The following is a 12,931-nucleotide window of genomic DNA, read 5'->3' as shown; positions in this document are numbered from 1 at the left end:
CCGGCGCCTTACATGACGCGAGCGGCACAGCGCCGCCCGCGATCCCTGCGCGGCGGCGCGAACTGGCCGCACCGCCTTGAAAAAGGCATCTCAGTCGCCGCCGTATGGCTGCGCCAGGTTGCCGATGTAGTTGTCGTACTTGGTATACATGCCCAGGAAGGCCAGGCGAATGCTGCCGATGGGGCCGTTACGTTGCTTGCCGATGATGATTTCGGCAGTGCCCTTGTCCGGCGAATCGGGATTGTAAACTTCATCGCGATAGATGAACAAAATCACGTCGGCATCCTGCTCGATGGCGCCGGATTCGCGCAAGTCGGACATCACGGGCCGTTTGTTGGGACGCTGTTCCAGCGCGCGGTTGAGCTGCGACAGCGCAATCACCGGGCAATTGAGTTCCTTGGCCAGGCCCTTCAGGCTTCGCGAGATTTCCGAGATTTCGGACGCGCGGTTCTCCGAAGAACTGCCGCCGTTGCCCGACATCAGCTGCAGGTAGTCGATGATGATCAGGCCGAGCTTGCCGCATTGGCGGGCCAGCCGGCGCGAACGGGCGCGCAATTCGATCGGCGACAGCGCCGGCGTTTCGTCGATGTAGAACTGGGCGTCGTTCATTTTCTGGATGGCGTGCGTCAGGCGCGGCCAATCCTCGTCCAGCAGGCGGCCCGTGCGCAGGCGGTGCTGGTCCAGGCGGCCGACCGAGCCCAGCATACGCATGGCCAGCTGGGCGCCGCCCATTTCCATCGAAAACACGGCCACCGGCAGGCCGCTGTCGATTGCGACGTTTTCACCGATGTTGATCGAGAACGCGGTCTTGCCCATCGACGGCCGCCCTGCCACGATGATCAGGTCGCCTGCCTGGAGGCCGGAGGTCATCTTGTCCAGGTCGATGAAACCGGTGGGCACGCCGGTGATGTCGCTGGACGCATCGCGGTTGTACAACTCGTCGATGCGCTCCACCACCTGCGTGAGCAGCGGCTGGATTTCCATGAAGCCCTGCGAGCCGCGCGAACCTTCCTCGGCGATGGCGAATATCTTCGATTCGGCTTCGTCCAGCATGGACTTGACGTCCTTGCCCTGCGGATTGAAGGCGTTGCCGGAGATCTCGTCGGCCACGGTGATCAGCTTGCGCAGGATGCCGCGGTCGCGCACGATCTCCGCGTAGCGGCGGATGTTGGCTGCGGAAGGCGTGTTCTGGGCCAACGCGTTGAGGTAGACCAGGCCGCCCACTTCCTCCGCCTTGCCGCTGGTCGACATGGCTTCGTAGACGGTGATCACGTCGGCCGGCTTGGTGCTGTTGATCAGCTTGACGATGTGCTCGAAGATGACGCGGTGGTCGAAGCGGTAGAAGTCTTCTGCGCTGACGAAGTCGGCAATGCGATCCCACGCCGCGTTATCGAGCAGCAGACCGCCGAGGACCGATTGCTCCGCCTCGATGGAATGCGGCGGCACGCGAAGAGCATCGATCTCAGGATCGGAGGACTCTTTCGGGCCGCGGAAAAACTCTTTTTTGGCGCGGGACGATTCTTTCATGGCGCGCATTATAACCTGCTGGGATTAAGCCCGTTCCGGGCCGGACGGCTATTTTGAGTGCCGGGCGCAAAGCCTTTTCGGCAGCGGCTTGCGGCGAAGCCATGCAAACCGCGGCGACAAAGTCGCCGGCCGCACGGCCTCAATGGCGTTTCCGGTGAAAACAATTTCCCCGAAACCCGGGGCAGCAATAAAAAAGCCAGGCGAACCCGGCTTTTTTATTGCAATCGAATTGCGAAGACGCAAATCTTAGGCTTGCTCGCCCTTGACTGCGATGGTCACGTCGACCACCACGTCGGTGTGCAGGGCAACCGAAACCGGGTGCTCGCCAACGATCTTCAGCGGGCCGTTCGGCAGGCGCACTTGCGACTTCTCGACGGCGAAACCTTGCTTGCCCAGGGCTTCTGCGATGTCGAAGTTGGTCACGGAACCGAACAGGCGACCGTCAACGCCGGCCTTCTGCGAGATTTCCACGGTATTGCCGTTCAGCTTCTCGCCTTGGGCTTGAGCAGCTGCCAGCTTCTCGGCGGCAGCCTTTTCCAGGTCGGCGCGCTTGGCTTCGAATTCGGCGATGGCCGATTCGGTAGCGCGACGGGCCTTGCGCTGGGGGATCAGGAAGTTGCGTGCGAAACCGTCCTTGACGCGGACGACATCACCCAGACCGCCGAGATTAACGATTTTTTCCAACAGAATAACTTGCATGTTTTTCTCCTATTTCTCGGCGTCGATTACGCGTTGTGCAGATCGGTGTAAGGCACCAAGGCCAGGTAACGAGCACGCTTGATCGCGGTGTCGACTTGACGTTGATAGTGCGCCTTGGTACCAGTCAGACGTGCCGGCATGATCTTGCCGTTTTCCTGGATGAAGTCCTTCAGGGTATCCACGTCCTTGTAATCGACCTGTTCAACGCCGGCGGCGGTGAAACGGCAGAATTTCTTGCGCTTGAACAGCGGGTTTTGCTGTTGACGCTTGTTTTTCAGCTTGCTTTTATCGAACTTTTTACCGAATGCCATTTTTGGCTCCTGTATCTAAAATTGGGTGAGATCTTGTCGGCCCCATGGGGCTCAATCGACCGGATCAAAATCAACGATGTGAAACACGATGCTCTTGCTGTTGCGATTCCTGCGGGCCAGAAATCCGGTGAACCGGAACATCCCGCCCAGCGTCGCCTTGTTGAGTCGACCGGAGATTTCCCCGGCGGCCATCGCCGCGACATCGAACTCGACCAGGCGCTTGATACCGGCTTCCATCTGCTCCGACTGATGCTGCAACCTGGCGGTCACGATCGGGATACCGGCCGGCGTATAACGCAACACATCACGTTCTGCCAGGCTGGCGATGACTTGAAGCTGGTTCACTCTCCGCTAGGAATGCTACGCAATCGCACAGCCGATCAGGCTGCCGGCGCTTCGGTACGGCTCTTGGCCGCGTCTTCCTTCTGCACTGCCTTCAGGATCGGCGAAGGACCGGTTTCGGCCTTCTTCATCTTGACGGTCAGGTGGCGCAGGACGGCGTCGTTGAACTTGAAACCGGTTTCGATTTCGGCCAGCGTTTCGCTGTCGACTTCGATATTCAGGCAGACGTAGTGTGCCTTGGCCAGTTTCTGGATCTGGTAAGCCAGTTGACGACGGCCCCAATCTTCGACACGGTGCACCTTGCCGCCGCGGGTGGTGACGATGCCCTTGTAACGCTCGATCATGGCCGGCACTTGCTCGCTTTGGTCCGGGTGGACGATAAATACGATTTCATAATGACGCATGTAGACTCCTTTTGGACTATTGACAAAACGCCCACCTCGGCGTCAAGACGAGTGTGGGAAGAGGAAAGCCGGCAATCATACAAGGTTTTCGCTGGAACAGCAATGCTGGCGGCCCCTTCTGCGGCCGCCAGCCGACATTTCCGTTCGTCGCCTATATAAATAGAGCGCGGGAGGCAAAGCGCGTACCGGCGTGACTGAAAAAATCCGCTGCGTCGCGCATGTTGCCGTTGACACAAAGATTGCACCTGTATAAAAATACAGACTGTTCATACAAACAGCCTTCCTCCAAAGAAAGGCATCCGACATGCTCAAGCTCACCGCGCGCCAGGAACAGATCCTCAACCTGATCAAGAACGCCATCGAAAACACCGGCTTCCCCCCGACGCGCGCAGAGATCGCCTCCGAACTGGGCTTTCGCTCGGCCAACGCCGCCGAAGAGCATCTTCAGGCGCTCGCCCGCAAGGGCGCCATCGAGATTTCACCGGGCACCTCGCGCGGCATCCGCCTGCGCGAATCCGGCGCCGGCCTGGCCCAGGCCGCCCGCCAGATGGCGCTGCCCCACCCCGCGCTGATGCAGCTGAACCTGCCGCTGGTCGGCCGCGTGGCGGCCGGCTCGCCCATCCTGGCGCAGGAACACATTGAAAAGAACTACCAGGTCGATCCCGCGCTGTTTTCTGCCCGCCCCGACTACCTGCTGAAGGTCCGCGGCATGTCCATGCGCGACGCCGGCATCCTGGACGGCGACATCCTGGCCGTCAAGAAAACCGGGGAAGCACGCAACGGACAGATTGTGGTGGCTCGCCTCGGCGACGACGTCACCGTCAAGCGCTACCAGAAGACCGGCGGCAATATCGCCTTGCTGCCCGAAAATCCGGATTTCGAACCCATCATCGTCTCCCCGGACACCGAGGATTTCACGCTCGAAGGCCTGGCAGTGGGCTTGCTGCGCAGCTGGTAAGCCAGGACCTCCCGACATGCCCGGTACGCCGGGCATGTCGCCCCCCCTCCCGCCCGGCCACCCGCTCCGGCACCGCAACGACAGCGTCGCAGCCGAACCTCAGCGCGCGCATTTCCCAAATCAAGGCTTTTTTGCGTTCTGTTCACACTTTCGTGCGCACGCGATGACGCATATCATGCGAACCTAACGAATTGCGCCCTGATGGCGCACACCCTCATCACATGCAAGGAACCTTTGATGTCGACGCGCAAGAGCAGTGCCAAATCATCGCCCACCACCAGCCAGCCCCAACTGCAAGACTTGCTGGACGTACGCCGCTGCCTTGACCTGCTCGACGACCACAAGACGGACGAGGCCAAGGCGCTGTGCGAGGCCGTACTCAAACGCGCCCCCAAACTGGTCTACGCCAACAATGCGCGCGGCCTCATCGCGATGCATGAAGAAAACTTCCCTGAAGCGGAAAGCTATCTGCGTCGCGCCGTCGACGCCGACCCCGAGAACCCGGAGTACATCACCAGCCTGGCCAATGCCGTCCTCAAGCAGTATCGCATCGACGAATCGGTCAAGCTGTTCGAACTTGCCATCAGCCACAACCGAGAATACCGCGATGCCCGCGTCGGCCTGGCCAACGCCCTGCATGAGAAAAACGATCCCGACGCATCGATCGCCTATTTCGAAGATGCGGTCAAGCGCGAGCCGGATGCACCAGGCCCGCTGTCGCACCTGGGACGCGCCCTGATCGACGGCCGCCGCTTCCCGGAGGCTGTCGCCACGATCCTGAAATCGCTGGAGCTGGATATTGCCTTCGCGCCATCCCACACCGCATTGGGCGAAGCTTTCCATGCGATGGCCATGTACAAGGAAGCACTGGAATCCTACAAAACCTCCCTGCTGCTGGATCCAACCGACATTTACGCCCACAACAAGATCGCAGACACCTACATCAAGCTCAACGAGCCCACCGAGGCGCACGAGCATTACCGCAAGATCATCGAGCTCGCCCCCAAGGATCCAAACAGCTACGCCAAGCTGGCCATCAGCTATGCAGCCAACAACGACCTTCATGAAGCCGCGATGTCGCTGTTCCGGCAGGCGCTCGACATCGATCCGCGCCACGTGCTGACGCTCAACAACCTCGGCGCCGTGTTGCATGACAACGGCCAGCTCCGGGAAGCTATCGAGTGTTTCGAGAAGGCGCTGAGCTACAAGCCGAACTATTCGACGGCCCGCCACAACATCGCGTTGAGCCAGTTGCTACAAGGCAATTTCAAGGCCGGCTGGGAAAATCATGAAAGCCGCCTGATCACCCGCGAGCGTTCCGACGTCTACCGGCTGATCCACAAGCTGTTCAATCTCATTCCGAAGTGGGATGGAGAATCTTCCCTGGCCGGCAAGTACATCCTGCTGATGCACGAACAGGGCTTCGGCGACAGCATCCAGTTCGTGCGCTACGTGCGCCTGCTGCAGGAGCAAGGCGCGCGCGTGGCGCTGCACGTCAAGGATCCGCTCTACCGCCTGTTCCAGACCTATTCGCCCGACGTCACCCTGGTGCGGGAAAAAGACCCCCTGCCGCCCTGCGACTGCGCCTATGTATTGATGAGCCTGCCGCTGGCCTGCGGTACCAACACGGTCGCCGACATCCCCGCATGGCCATCATATCTGTCAGCCGATCCAGGCCTGAAGGAGACCTACCGTACACTGATCGAGAGCCACAGCCCCTCAGCGCGACTGCGCGTAGGCATCGTCTGGGGCGGCAACCCCGAACACGGAAACGACCGCCGCCGGTCAATTCCGCTATCCAAGATGGAACCGCTGTTCAGGCTGCCCGGCATCGACTTCATTTCCCTGCAAAAAGGCCACCCCACCAAGGATCTCAATGGCTTGCCCAAAGAATTCCGCGTGTTTGACATGGGCGAGAAATTCAACGACTTCGCCGATACCGCGGCGGCCATTGCCAATTTGGATCTGGTCATCAGCGTGGATACATCGGTGGTCCACCTGGCCGGCGCCATCGGCGCCCGCACTTGGCTGATGTTGCCGTACACACCGGATTGGCGCTGGCTGATGGACCGGGAAGACTCACCCTGGTACCCAAGCATGCGCCTGTTCCGCCAGCCGGAGGCCGACGACTGGGACAGCGTCATCAGCAAGATGAGCAGCGAACTGGCCGCACTGCGCGACACCAAGACAGTCGGCTGAAGCACTGGCGACGCCTCCGTCGTCATAGCAAAACGACCGCCGCCCGCAAGGCCGCGGTCGTTTGCTTTTTGGCAACACAAATAGATCCCCATAAAAAGACTAAAGTTTTCAAAAAACAAGTCGAAAAAGGATTTGCTTGAACGTTTTATTAAGCACGCGGTTTTAGTTCGGAAGGCCCTGAAAAAGATTTTTGCGAATAGCCCTAAACTTTTTCCAAGGCCGCCCGATAAAGCAAACAACAGAGGTTGAAACGCCTGGGGCTCATGGGTAGAAGACCAAAGTTAAGCACTGAAACTCGGATCATCGGTCTCAAATCTTAGGAGAATTAGCATGGCATCAATCATCAATACCAACATTGCGTCGCTGAACACGCAACGTAACCTGAACAGCTCGCAAGCGTCGCTGAACACCTCGATCCAACGTCTGTCCTCGGGCCTGCGCGTCAACAGCGCCAAGGACGACGCCGCCGGCCTGGCAATTGCCGACCGCATGAACGCCCAGGTCAAGGGCCTGGCCGTTGCGCAACGTAACGCCAACGACGGTATCTCGATGGCGCAAACCGCTGAAGGCGCTCTGTCCACCGTGACCGACAACCTGCAACGTATGCGTGAACTGGCTGTGCAGGCCTCCAACGGCACCAACAGCGCCCAGGACCGCAAGACCCTGAACGACGAATACAAGCAACTGTCGGACGAAACCTTCCGCGTCCTGAACGGCACCCAGTTCAACGGCCAAAACCTGTTCACTGGCGTGGGCCAAGGCGCTTCGGCCGGTATTGGTTCCACCTCGGCCAACGTCAAGGCTGCTCTGACCCTGAGCTTCCAAGTCGGCGCCAACGTCACCGACAACAAGCTGAACGACCAGATCTCCATCTCCCTGGAAGACCTGTCGAACAACGGCACCATGGCCGACGTCATCGGCACCAGCGCCAAGGGCCTGATCGGCCAGGGCGACACCAGCGGCGTGAGCACCGCCCAAGCTACCTACACTTCGGCGAAGGCAGCTCTGGACAACCTGTTCGCTACCGGTTCGACCCTGACCTCCAACGCCCTGGCCGCTTCGGCTGTGAAGCTGCAAAGCGCCATCGACAGCGCCAAGCTGTCCCTGGACAAGGCAGTTGCCGCTCCGAGCGCACAAAGCGATGCACAAAAGGCCATCAAGAACCTGGACAAGGCCATCAGCCTGATCTCGTCCAAGCGTGCTGAATTCGGCGCCGTGCAGAACCGCTTCAACGCTGTGATCAGCAACCTGCAAGTGTCGAGCGAGAACATCACCGCGTCGCGCAGCCGTATCATGGACACCGACTACGCTGCAGAAACTGCAAACCTGACCCGTGCGCAGATCCTGCAACAAGCTGGTACCGCGATGCTGTCGCAAGCGAACTCGGCACCGCAGTCGGTCCTGTCGCTGTTGAAATAAGCCTGATAGCTAGGTAGGATGACGTGCGGAGGATAGCGAGTATTCTCCGCACGTTCCTTTAAGGAAGGGAGTAGTACCATGGCGATTGCCCCACTTAATATAAGCGCCGCTGGCGACTCCGGCACCGCGTATGCACTGCCGCAGGCCGCCGCCAAGGCAGATCCAGTGGTGTCGACCGTTGCACCGGCAGCATCCCCGGAAGCGCGCCGCGCAACCGAAAGCGATGTCAACGACGCCGTCGGCAAGTTGAATGATTTTGCAGCAAAGAACGCTTCGGCCTTGAATTTCTCCAAGGACCAGGATACCGGCAAGACCATCGTGAAAGTTGTCGACACGGCAACCGATACCGTGATCCGCCAGATCCCCACCGAAGAAGCGGTTGCCATTGCCAAGTCGATCGACAAGATGCAAGGCTTGCTGATCAACCACAAGGCTTGAGTTTGAGTCTGGTACGAACTGCAGTGGCACGAAGAGCATCATGCGCCAATGCGCTGTTCATTGCGCATGATAGTTTCGTCCACCCCAGTTCATAACGGATTTACGTATTTATCCCGCACAGCGTCAGCACCGCTACGACGCCGTACTTGAGAGCCGGACCTCGCACCTCTCCTCTTGACCGCGGCGCGCAGCCTGTAGAACGCTGTGTGCAACGCACAGTTTCAGGAGTGAACGATGGCAACTTCCACCGGCACTATTTCCACCTCCGCAGGTCCCCTTGACGTTTCTACCCTGGTCAGCCAACTGATCTCGGCGGAAAGCCAATCGCAGCTGACGCCGCTGACCACGCAGGCCAGCAGCTACAACACGCTCATTTCCGCCTACGGGAACCTCAAGAGCGCCCTGTCTACTTATCAGAATGCCATCAAGGCCCTGACCTCGGCCAGCTTCAGCTCGCAAAAATCCTCGCTGAGCAATGCCGGCACAGGCACCAACCTGACCACCGATCCCTTCTCGGCAGACATCAACACCGACTCCTCGACCAAGGTCCTGGCGCAGAAAATCCAGTCGGCAGCCGTTCCCGGCAGCAAGATCTTCAATGCGGGCGACTCCATCGCCATCAAGGTCGGCACCGGCTCGCCCACCTTCGTGACCCTGAAGGCCAATGCCACCCTTGCCGGCGTGCGCGATGCGATCAACGCCTCCAAGGCGGGCGTGAGCGCCTCCATCGTCAAGGACGGAACCGGCGACCACCTGGTGCTCGAAGCCAACACCGGCGGCACCGGCAACACCATCAAGGTGACCTCGAACGGCAGCCTGTCCGACTTTGCCTACGACCCGTCGGGCAGCACACCCAGCACCATGACGCAGACCCAGGCGCCGCGCGATGCGACGCAGGCGGCGTCGGGCGCCTACACCGTGGGCGTGTCCCAACTGGCCCAGGCGCAAAAGCTCAGCTCGGCCGGCATCACGCCAGGCACCACCTTCGAAACCGGCCTGCTGGCCATCAAGACCGGCACCGGCTCGACCACCGTCATCAAGCCGACCAGCAACACCCTGGCCGGCGTGCGCGACGCCATCAACGCCAGCGATGCGGGCGTGAATGCGACCATCGTCAGCGACGGCACCAACGACCACCTGGTGATCTCGGCCAAGGACAGCGGCGCCGCCAACACCATCCGCATCACCGGCACCGATAACTTCTCGGTGTTCTCGTTCGACCCCAGCGGCGCCTACACATCTCCCGGCGTCACGACCGGCCAGACCTATGCGTCCGGCAGCCTGACCCTGAAATCCGGCGACAAGTCCTTCACCATCAATCCCACCGGCACCGGCAGCGGCGGTGCGATCACACTCAACGACGTGATGACCGCGATCAACGGCACCACGGGCGCAGGCGTCACCGCCAGCATCACCAACGACGGCACCAAGGATCACCTGGTCCTGACGCCGACCGGCACCAACCCTGTCTCGCTGACCGGCACCACCGACTACGCCGGCCTGACCGGCGGCAGCATGGGCCAGCTGATGAAGGCCCAGGACGCCAAGCTGACCATCGACGGCGTGGCCGTCACCAGCAAGAGCAACAAGGTTGAAGATGCGATTTCGGGCGTGACCCTGAACCTGAGCAAGGTCACCACCGCCGACGACAACATCACCCTCAATATCTCCAACGATACGACGGGCATCACATCGGCGGCCAATACTTTCGTTTCCGCCTACAATTCGCTGGCCAAGACCATCAGCAGCCTGACCGCGCAGACCCCTTCCACCACGCTGGGCACGTCCACGTCGTCCTCGCCGCTGGCCAGCGAGTCCTCGGTGCAGACCATCCTGAGCCAGCTGCGCAGCACCATGTTCGCGTCGGTCGACGGCGGCAACGGCATCAGCACGCTGTCCGATATCGGCATCGGCTTCCAAAAAGACGGCACCCTGGCGCTGGACGCAACGAAGCTGTCCACCGCCACCACCAACAATTTCGCCGGCATTGCCAATCTGTTCAGCGCCACCGACCCGGACACGACCAACACCACCTCGTCCAAAAATGGTATCGTCACCAAATTGCAGACGCTGATGACCAGTCTTTTGAGCGACACCGGCCTGATCGCGACCAAGACCAATGGTCTGCAGGCCAGCCTGAAGATCAATCAGGATCGCCAGACTGCGATCCAGACGCGCCTGTCCAACATGAAGGATGCCTACACCAACCAGTTCAACCAGCTCAATGTGACGCTGGCGAGCATGCAGGCGACGCAGAGCTATCTGACCCAACAACTCGCGAACCTGCCCAAGGCAAGCAGCTGAAACTGAATCCGCGAACATAGGAGAACGTCATGTTCGGAAGCATGAAGCGTGGCGCCAATGCCTACGCCAATATCGGCGTGGAAACCGGCGTGCTCGCCGCCAGCCCGCACAAGCTCATCACCATGCTGTTCGACGGCGCGCTGGTGGCGATCGCCCTGGCCAAGAAGTACATGGCCGAAGGCGACATCAAGCACAAGGGCGAATCGATCACCAAGGCGATCCTGATCATCGACAACGGCTTGCGCGCGAGCCTGAACAAGAACGTCGGCGGCGAGCTGGCCCTGAACCTCGATTCGCTGTACGAATACATGAGCCGGCGCCTGTTCGAAGCGAATGCGACCAACAATCCGGCCATCCTGACCGAAATCCACGGCTTGCTCGACGACATCCGTTCCGCATGGGAGCAGATCGGTCCGAACGCCGGCCCGGCCTCCCAGATGTCGGCGGCGTATGACGGCGTCAATCCGCAAAACAACTTTGCGAAAGCCTGACCATGAACGGTGACCACGTCATCGCCATTTACGAGTCGATCTCCGAACTGACCGACCAGATGCTCGCGGCCGCCCGCGCTGCCGACTGGGAACTGCTGACCACCCTGGAAATGCAGTGCGGCAAGCACATTGCCACCCTGAAGGACTTCGAGGATGGCGTATCGCTCTCCGACGCGCACCGCAACCGCAAGGTCGACATCATCAGGAAGATCCTCGAAGATGACCGCGATATCCGCAACCTGACGGAGCCCGGCCTGCGCAAGCTGTCTGCGCTCATCCAAAGCAACCACACCGAACAGAAGCTGCTCAACACCTACGGCATGGGTAGCTGATCATGCTGCCGCGGGCCGACATCGCCACCGCCGTCCAGCCCGTCAACTCCGTCGCGGCGGCGACTGCGGTCGTCTCGATCGCCGACACCCGGCAGGAGGCCTACAGCCGCCTGGCCCAGATTGCCATCGGGCAGCAGATGTCCGGGCGCATCCTCTCCGACTTCAATGACGGCACCTTCCTCGTGCGCGTCGCCAATACGGCCGCGCGCATGGTGCTGCCGGCCAATGCGCGCACGGGCGACTCGCTGATCCTGACGCTGGTCTCGAAGGATCCCCGCCCCACCTTCGCCATCAAGGAAGACAGCCTGCACCAGGACGAAGACAGTGCGGCGGTCTCCCTGAGCAAGGCCGGGCGGGCCATGCAGAAGGATCTCAAGTCGCTGGAGTTCGTCACCCGCGAAGGCGCCGGCGAAGTCGGCGAGAACGAAGACGTGCCGGTCGACGGCCAGGCGCGCGGCCGCCAGGCGCAATCCAACGCCCCGTCCAGCACCACCACCACGCTCAGCAACGCCGGCAAGCTCATCGACAGCCTGCTGCAGGCGTCCCAGGAAGGTAACGTGGCCGACCACGTATCCTCACCCGCGCCGCTCATGGCAAAGGCCGGCGCACCGGCCGACCAGATGGCGGGCGCGCTGCAAAACGCCATCACCTACAGCGGCGTGTTCTACGAATCGCATGTCTCGGCCTGGGCCGCGGGCCAACGCCCGGCCGAAGAGCTCATGAAGGAGCCGCAAGCCCAGGTTGCCCGCCAGAGCAACGGCGACATCAACCTGCTCAGCCCGAGCGACCCGGCGCAAAGCCAGCTGGGCCAGATCATCAACCTGCAACTGAGCGCGCTCGAACAGCAGCGGCTCGTGTGGCACGGCGAAGTATGGCCGGGCCAGCAGATGGAATGGGAAATCGCCCAGGATCACGGCAACGGGCAACCGCAAGGCCAAAATGACGAAGCCGCGCCCCCCACCTGGCACAGCGTGGTGCGCTTCAACTTCGCGCACCTGGGCTCGGTATCGGCGTCGATACGACTGATCGGCGAGCAGATCCATGTCCAGGTCAAGGCCGACAATGAAGCCGCCGCCGCTGCGCTTCGCGGCAATACCGCCCTGTTCTCCGACGCCATGTCGGCCGCGGGCACCTCCCTGGATTCTCTGATCGTGAAGCAAGATGGAGAAGCCTAACATCCCCCTGCAGAATGCGGTCGCGCTCGCCTACAACGCCAGCCAGGCCGCACCCAAGGTCGTCGCCAAAGGCAGCGGCCTGGTGGCCGAAGCCATCATCGCCCGCGCCCGCGAAAGCGGCGTCTATGTACACGAATCCAAAGAGCTGGTTTCGCTGCTGATGCAGGTCGAACTGGACCAACAGATCCCCCCCGCGTTGTATCGCACCGTCGCCGAGTTGTTGGCGTGGTTATATCGTATTGAAAATATGCAATTAGCCCAGCCAGTAATGTATGATACGGGGTTAAATTACATAAAGAATTCCTCAGGGGAAGGCGATCCTATTCGCTGAA

The 12,931-nt window shown here is 60.8% G+C and carries 14 protein-coding genes; 9 read left to right on the top strand and 5 right to left on the bottom strand.

Translation table 11 applies throughout. The annotated features are described in order from the left end of the window. Positions 1-90 precede the first annotated feature (90 nt). The 5 genes from Herbaro_RS09815 to rpsF all read right to left on the bottom strand — a co-directional run bounded on the left by Herbaro_RS09815 (position 91) and on the right by rpsF (position 3,283). Positions 91-1,536, bottom strand: a complete 1,446-nt coding sequence (locus Herbaro_RS09815) for a replicative DNA helicase (RefSeq protein WP_446719317.1) — start codon at positions 1,534-1,536, stop codon at positions 91-93. 237 nt (positions 1,537-1,773) lie between these two features. Further along, entirely contained in the window at positions 1,774-2,226 is a 453-nt protein-coding gene (gene rplI, locus Herbaro_RS09810) for a 50S ribosomal protein L9 (RefSeq protein WP_275013630.1), read from the bottom strand. A gap of 26 nt (positions 2,227-2,252) precedes the next feature. Continuing rightward, complete coding sequence (gene rpsR, locus Herbaro_RS09805) at positions 2,253-2,537, bottom strand: 30S ribosomal protein S18 (RefSeq protein ID WP_275013629.1); 285 nt, start codon at positions 2,535-2,537, stop codon at positions 2,253-2,255. A gap of 51 nt (positions 2,538-2,588) precedes the next feature. Beyond that, entirely contained in the window at positions 2,589-2,882 is a 294-nt protein-coding gene (gene priB / locus Herbaro_RS09800; RefSeq protein ID WP_275013628.1) for a primosomal replication protein N, read from the bottom strand. A gap of 35 nt (positions 2,883-2,917) precedes the next feature. Next, positions 2,918-3,283, bottom strand: coding sequence for a 30S ribosomal protein S6 (gene rpsF, locus Herbaro_RS09795; protein ID WP_006462645.1), 366 nt, complete (start codon positions 3,281-3,283; stop codon positions 2,918-2,920). A 304-nt stretch (positions 3,284-3,587) separates the two neighbouring features. On the opposite strand from rpsF, the gene lexA reads away from it, so the two are divergent. The 9 genes from lexA to Herbaro_RS09750 all read left to right on the top strand — a co-directional run bounded on the left by lexA (position 3,588) and on the right by Herbaro_RS09750 (position 12,930). After that, positions 3,588-4,241, top strand: coding sequence for a transcriptional repressor LexA (gene lexA / locus Herbaro_RS09790; protein WP_275013627.1), 654 nt, complete (start codon positions 3,588-3,590; stop codon positions 4,239-4,241). 237 nt (positions 4,242-4,478) lie between these two features. After that, on the top strand, positions 4,479-6,440 hold the full coding sequence (locus Herbaro_RS09785) for a tetratricopeptide repeat protein (RefSeq protein WP_275013626.1): 1,962 nt from the start codon (positions 4,479-4,481) through the stop codon (positions 6,438-6,440). A gap of 330 nt (positions 6,441-6,770) precedes the next feature. Further along, on the top strand, positions 6,771-7,859 hold the full coding sequence (locus tag Herbaro_RS09780) for a flagellin N-terminal helical domain-containing protein (RefSeq protein ID WP_275013625.1): 1,089 nt from the start codon (positions 6,771-6,773) through the stop codon (positions 7,857-7,859). A gap of 78 nt (positions 7,860-7,937) precedes the next feature. Then, the gene (locus Herbaro_RS09775; protein WP_275013624.1) at positions 7,938-8,297 is read left to right on the top strand and encodes a flagellar protein FlaG; all 360 of its coding nucleotides are present in this window, start codon (positions 7,938-7,940) and stop codon (positions 8,295-8,297) included. Between the two features lie 234 nt (positions 8,298-8,531). Continuing rightward, positions 8,532-10,601: a flagellar filament capping protein FliD gene (gene fliD, locus Herbaro_RS09770; protein WP_275013623.1), complete on the top strand. Its 2,070-nt coding sequence runs from the start codon at positions 8,532-8,534 to the stop codon at positions 10,599-10,601. 29 nt (positions 10,602-10,630) lie between these two features. Further along, positions 10,631-11,092: a flagellar export chaperone FliS gene (gene fliS / locus Herbaro_RS09765; protein ID WP_275013622.1), complete on the top strand. Its 462-nt coding sequence runs from the start codon at positions 10,631-10,633 to the stop codon at positions 11,090-11,092. Positions 11,093-11,094: 2 nt separating this feature from the next. Next, complete coding sequence (locus Herbaro_RS09760) at positions 11,095-11,424, top strand: flagellar protein FliT (protein WP_275013621.1); 330 nt, start codon at positions 11,095-11,097, stop codon at positions 11,422-11,424. A gap of 2 nt (positions 11,425-11,426) precedes the next feature. Continuing rightward, complete coding sequence (gene fliK / locus Herbaro_RS09755; RefSeq protein WP_275013620.1) at positions 11,427-12,599, top strand: flagellar hook-length control protein FliK; 1,173 nt, start codon at positions 11,427-11,429, stop codon at positions 12,597-12,599. Next, the gene (locus Herbaro_RS09750; RefSeq protein WP_275013619.1) at positions 12,586-12,930 is read left to right on the top strand and encodes an EscU/YscU/HrcU family type III secretion system export apparatus switch protein; all 345 of its coding nucleotides are present in this window, start codon (positions 12,586-12,588) and stop codon (positions 12,928-12,930) included. The genes fliK and Herbaro_RS09750 overlap by 14 nt, the downstream gene beginning before the upstream one ends. The last annotated feature ends 1 nt before the right edge of the window (position 12,931 follow it).

The sequence above is a fragment of the Herbaspirillum sp. WKF16 genome (assembly GCF_028993615.1).
GTDB lineage: Bacteria > Pseudomonadota > Gammaproteobacteria > Burkholderiales > Burkholderiaceae_D > Herbaspirillum.
This window is presented reverse-complemented; position numbering and strand designations above follow the sequence as displayed.

Coding starts and splice junctions, on each gene's coding strand:
- Herbaro_RS09775 (WP_275013624.1), top strand. CDS start 7,938: ATGGCGATTGCCCCACTTAATATAAGCGCCGCTGGCGACTCCGGCACC.
- fliD (WP_275013623.1), top strand. CDS start 8,532: ATGGCAACTTCCACCGGCACTATTTCCACCTCCGCAGGTCCCCTTGAC.
- Herbaro_RS09815 (WP_446719317.1), bottom strand. CDS start 1,536: ATGCGCGCCATGAAAGAATCGTCCCGCGCCAAAAAAGAGTTTTTCCGC.
- rpsR (WP_275013629.1), bottom strand. CDS start 2,537: ATGGCATTCGGTAAAAAGTTCGATAAAAGCAAGCTGAAAAACAAGCGT.
- fliS (WP_275013622.1), top strand. CDS start 10,631: ATGTTCGGAAGCATGAAGCGTGGCGCCAATGCCTACGCCAATATCGGC.
- Herbaro_RS09760 (WP_275013621.1), top strand. CDS start 11,095: ATGAACGGTGACCACGTCATCGCCATTTACGAGTCGATCTCCGAACTG.
- Herbaro_RS09785 (WP_275013626.1), top strand. CDS start 4,479: ATGTCGACGCGCAAGAGCAGTGCCAAATCATCGCCCACCACCAGCCAG.
- rplI (WP_275013630.1), bottom strand. CDS start 2,226: ATGCAAGTTATTCTGTTGGAAAAAATCGTTAATCTCGGCGGTCTGGGT.
- fliK (WP_275013620.1), top strand. CDS start 11,427: ATGCTGCCGCGGGCCGACATCGCCACCGCCGTCCAGCCCGTCAACTCC.
- lexA (WP_275013627.1), top strand. CDS start 3,588: ATGCTCAAGCTCACCGCGCGCCAGGAACAGATCCTCAACCTGATCAAG.
- Herbaro_RS09780 (WP_275013625.1), top strand. CDS start 6,771: ATGGCATCAATCATCAATACCAACATTGCGTCGCTGAACACGCAACGT.
- rpsF (WP_006462645.1), bottom strand. CDS start 3,283: ATGCGTCATTATGAAATCGTATTTATCGTCCACCCGGACCAAAGCGAG.
- Herbaro_RS09750 (WP_275013619.1), top strand. CDS start 12,586: ATGGAGAAGCCTAACATCCCCCTGCAGAATGCGGTCGCGCTCGCCTAC.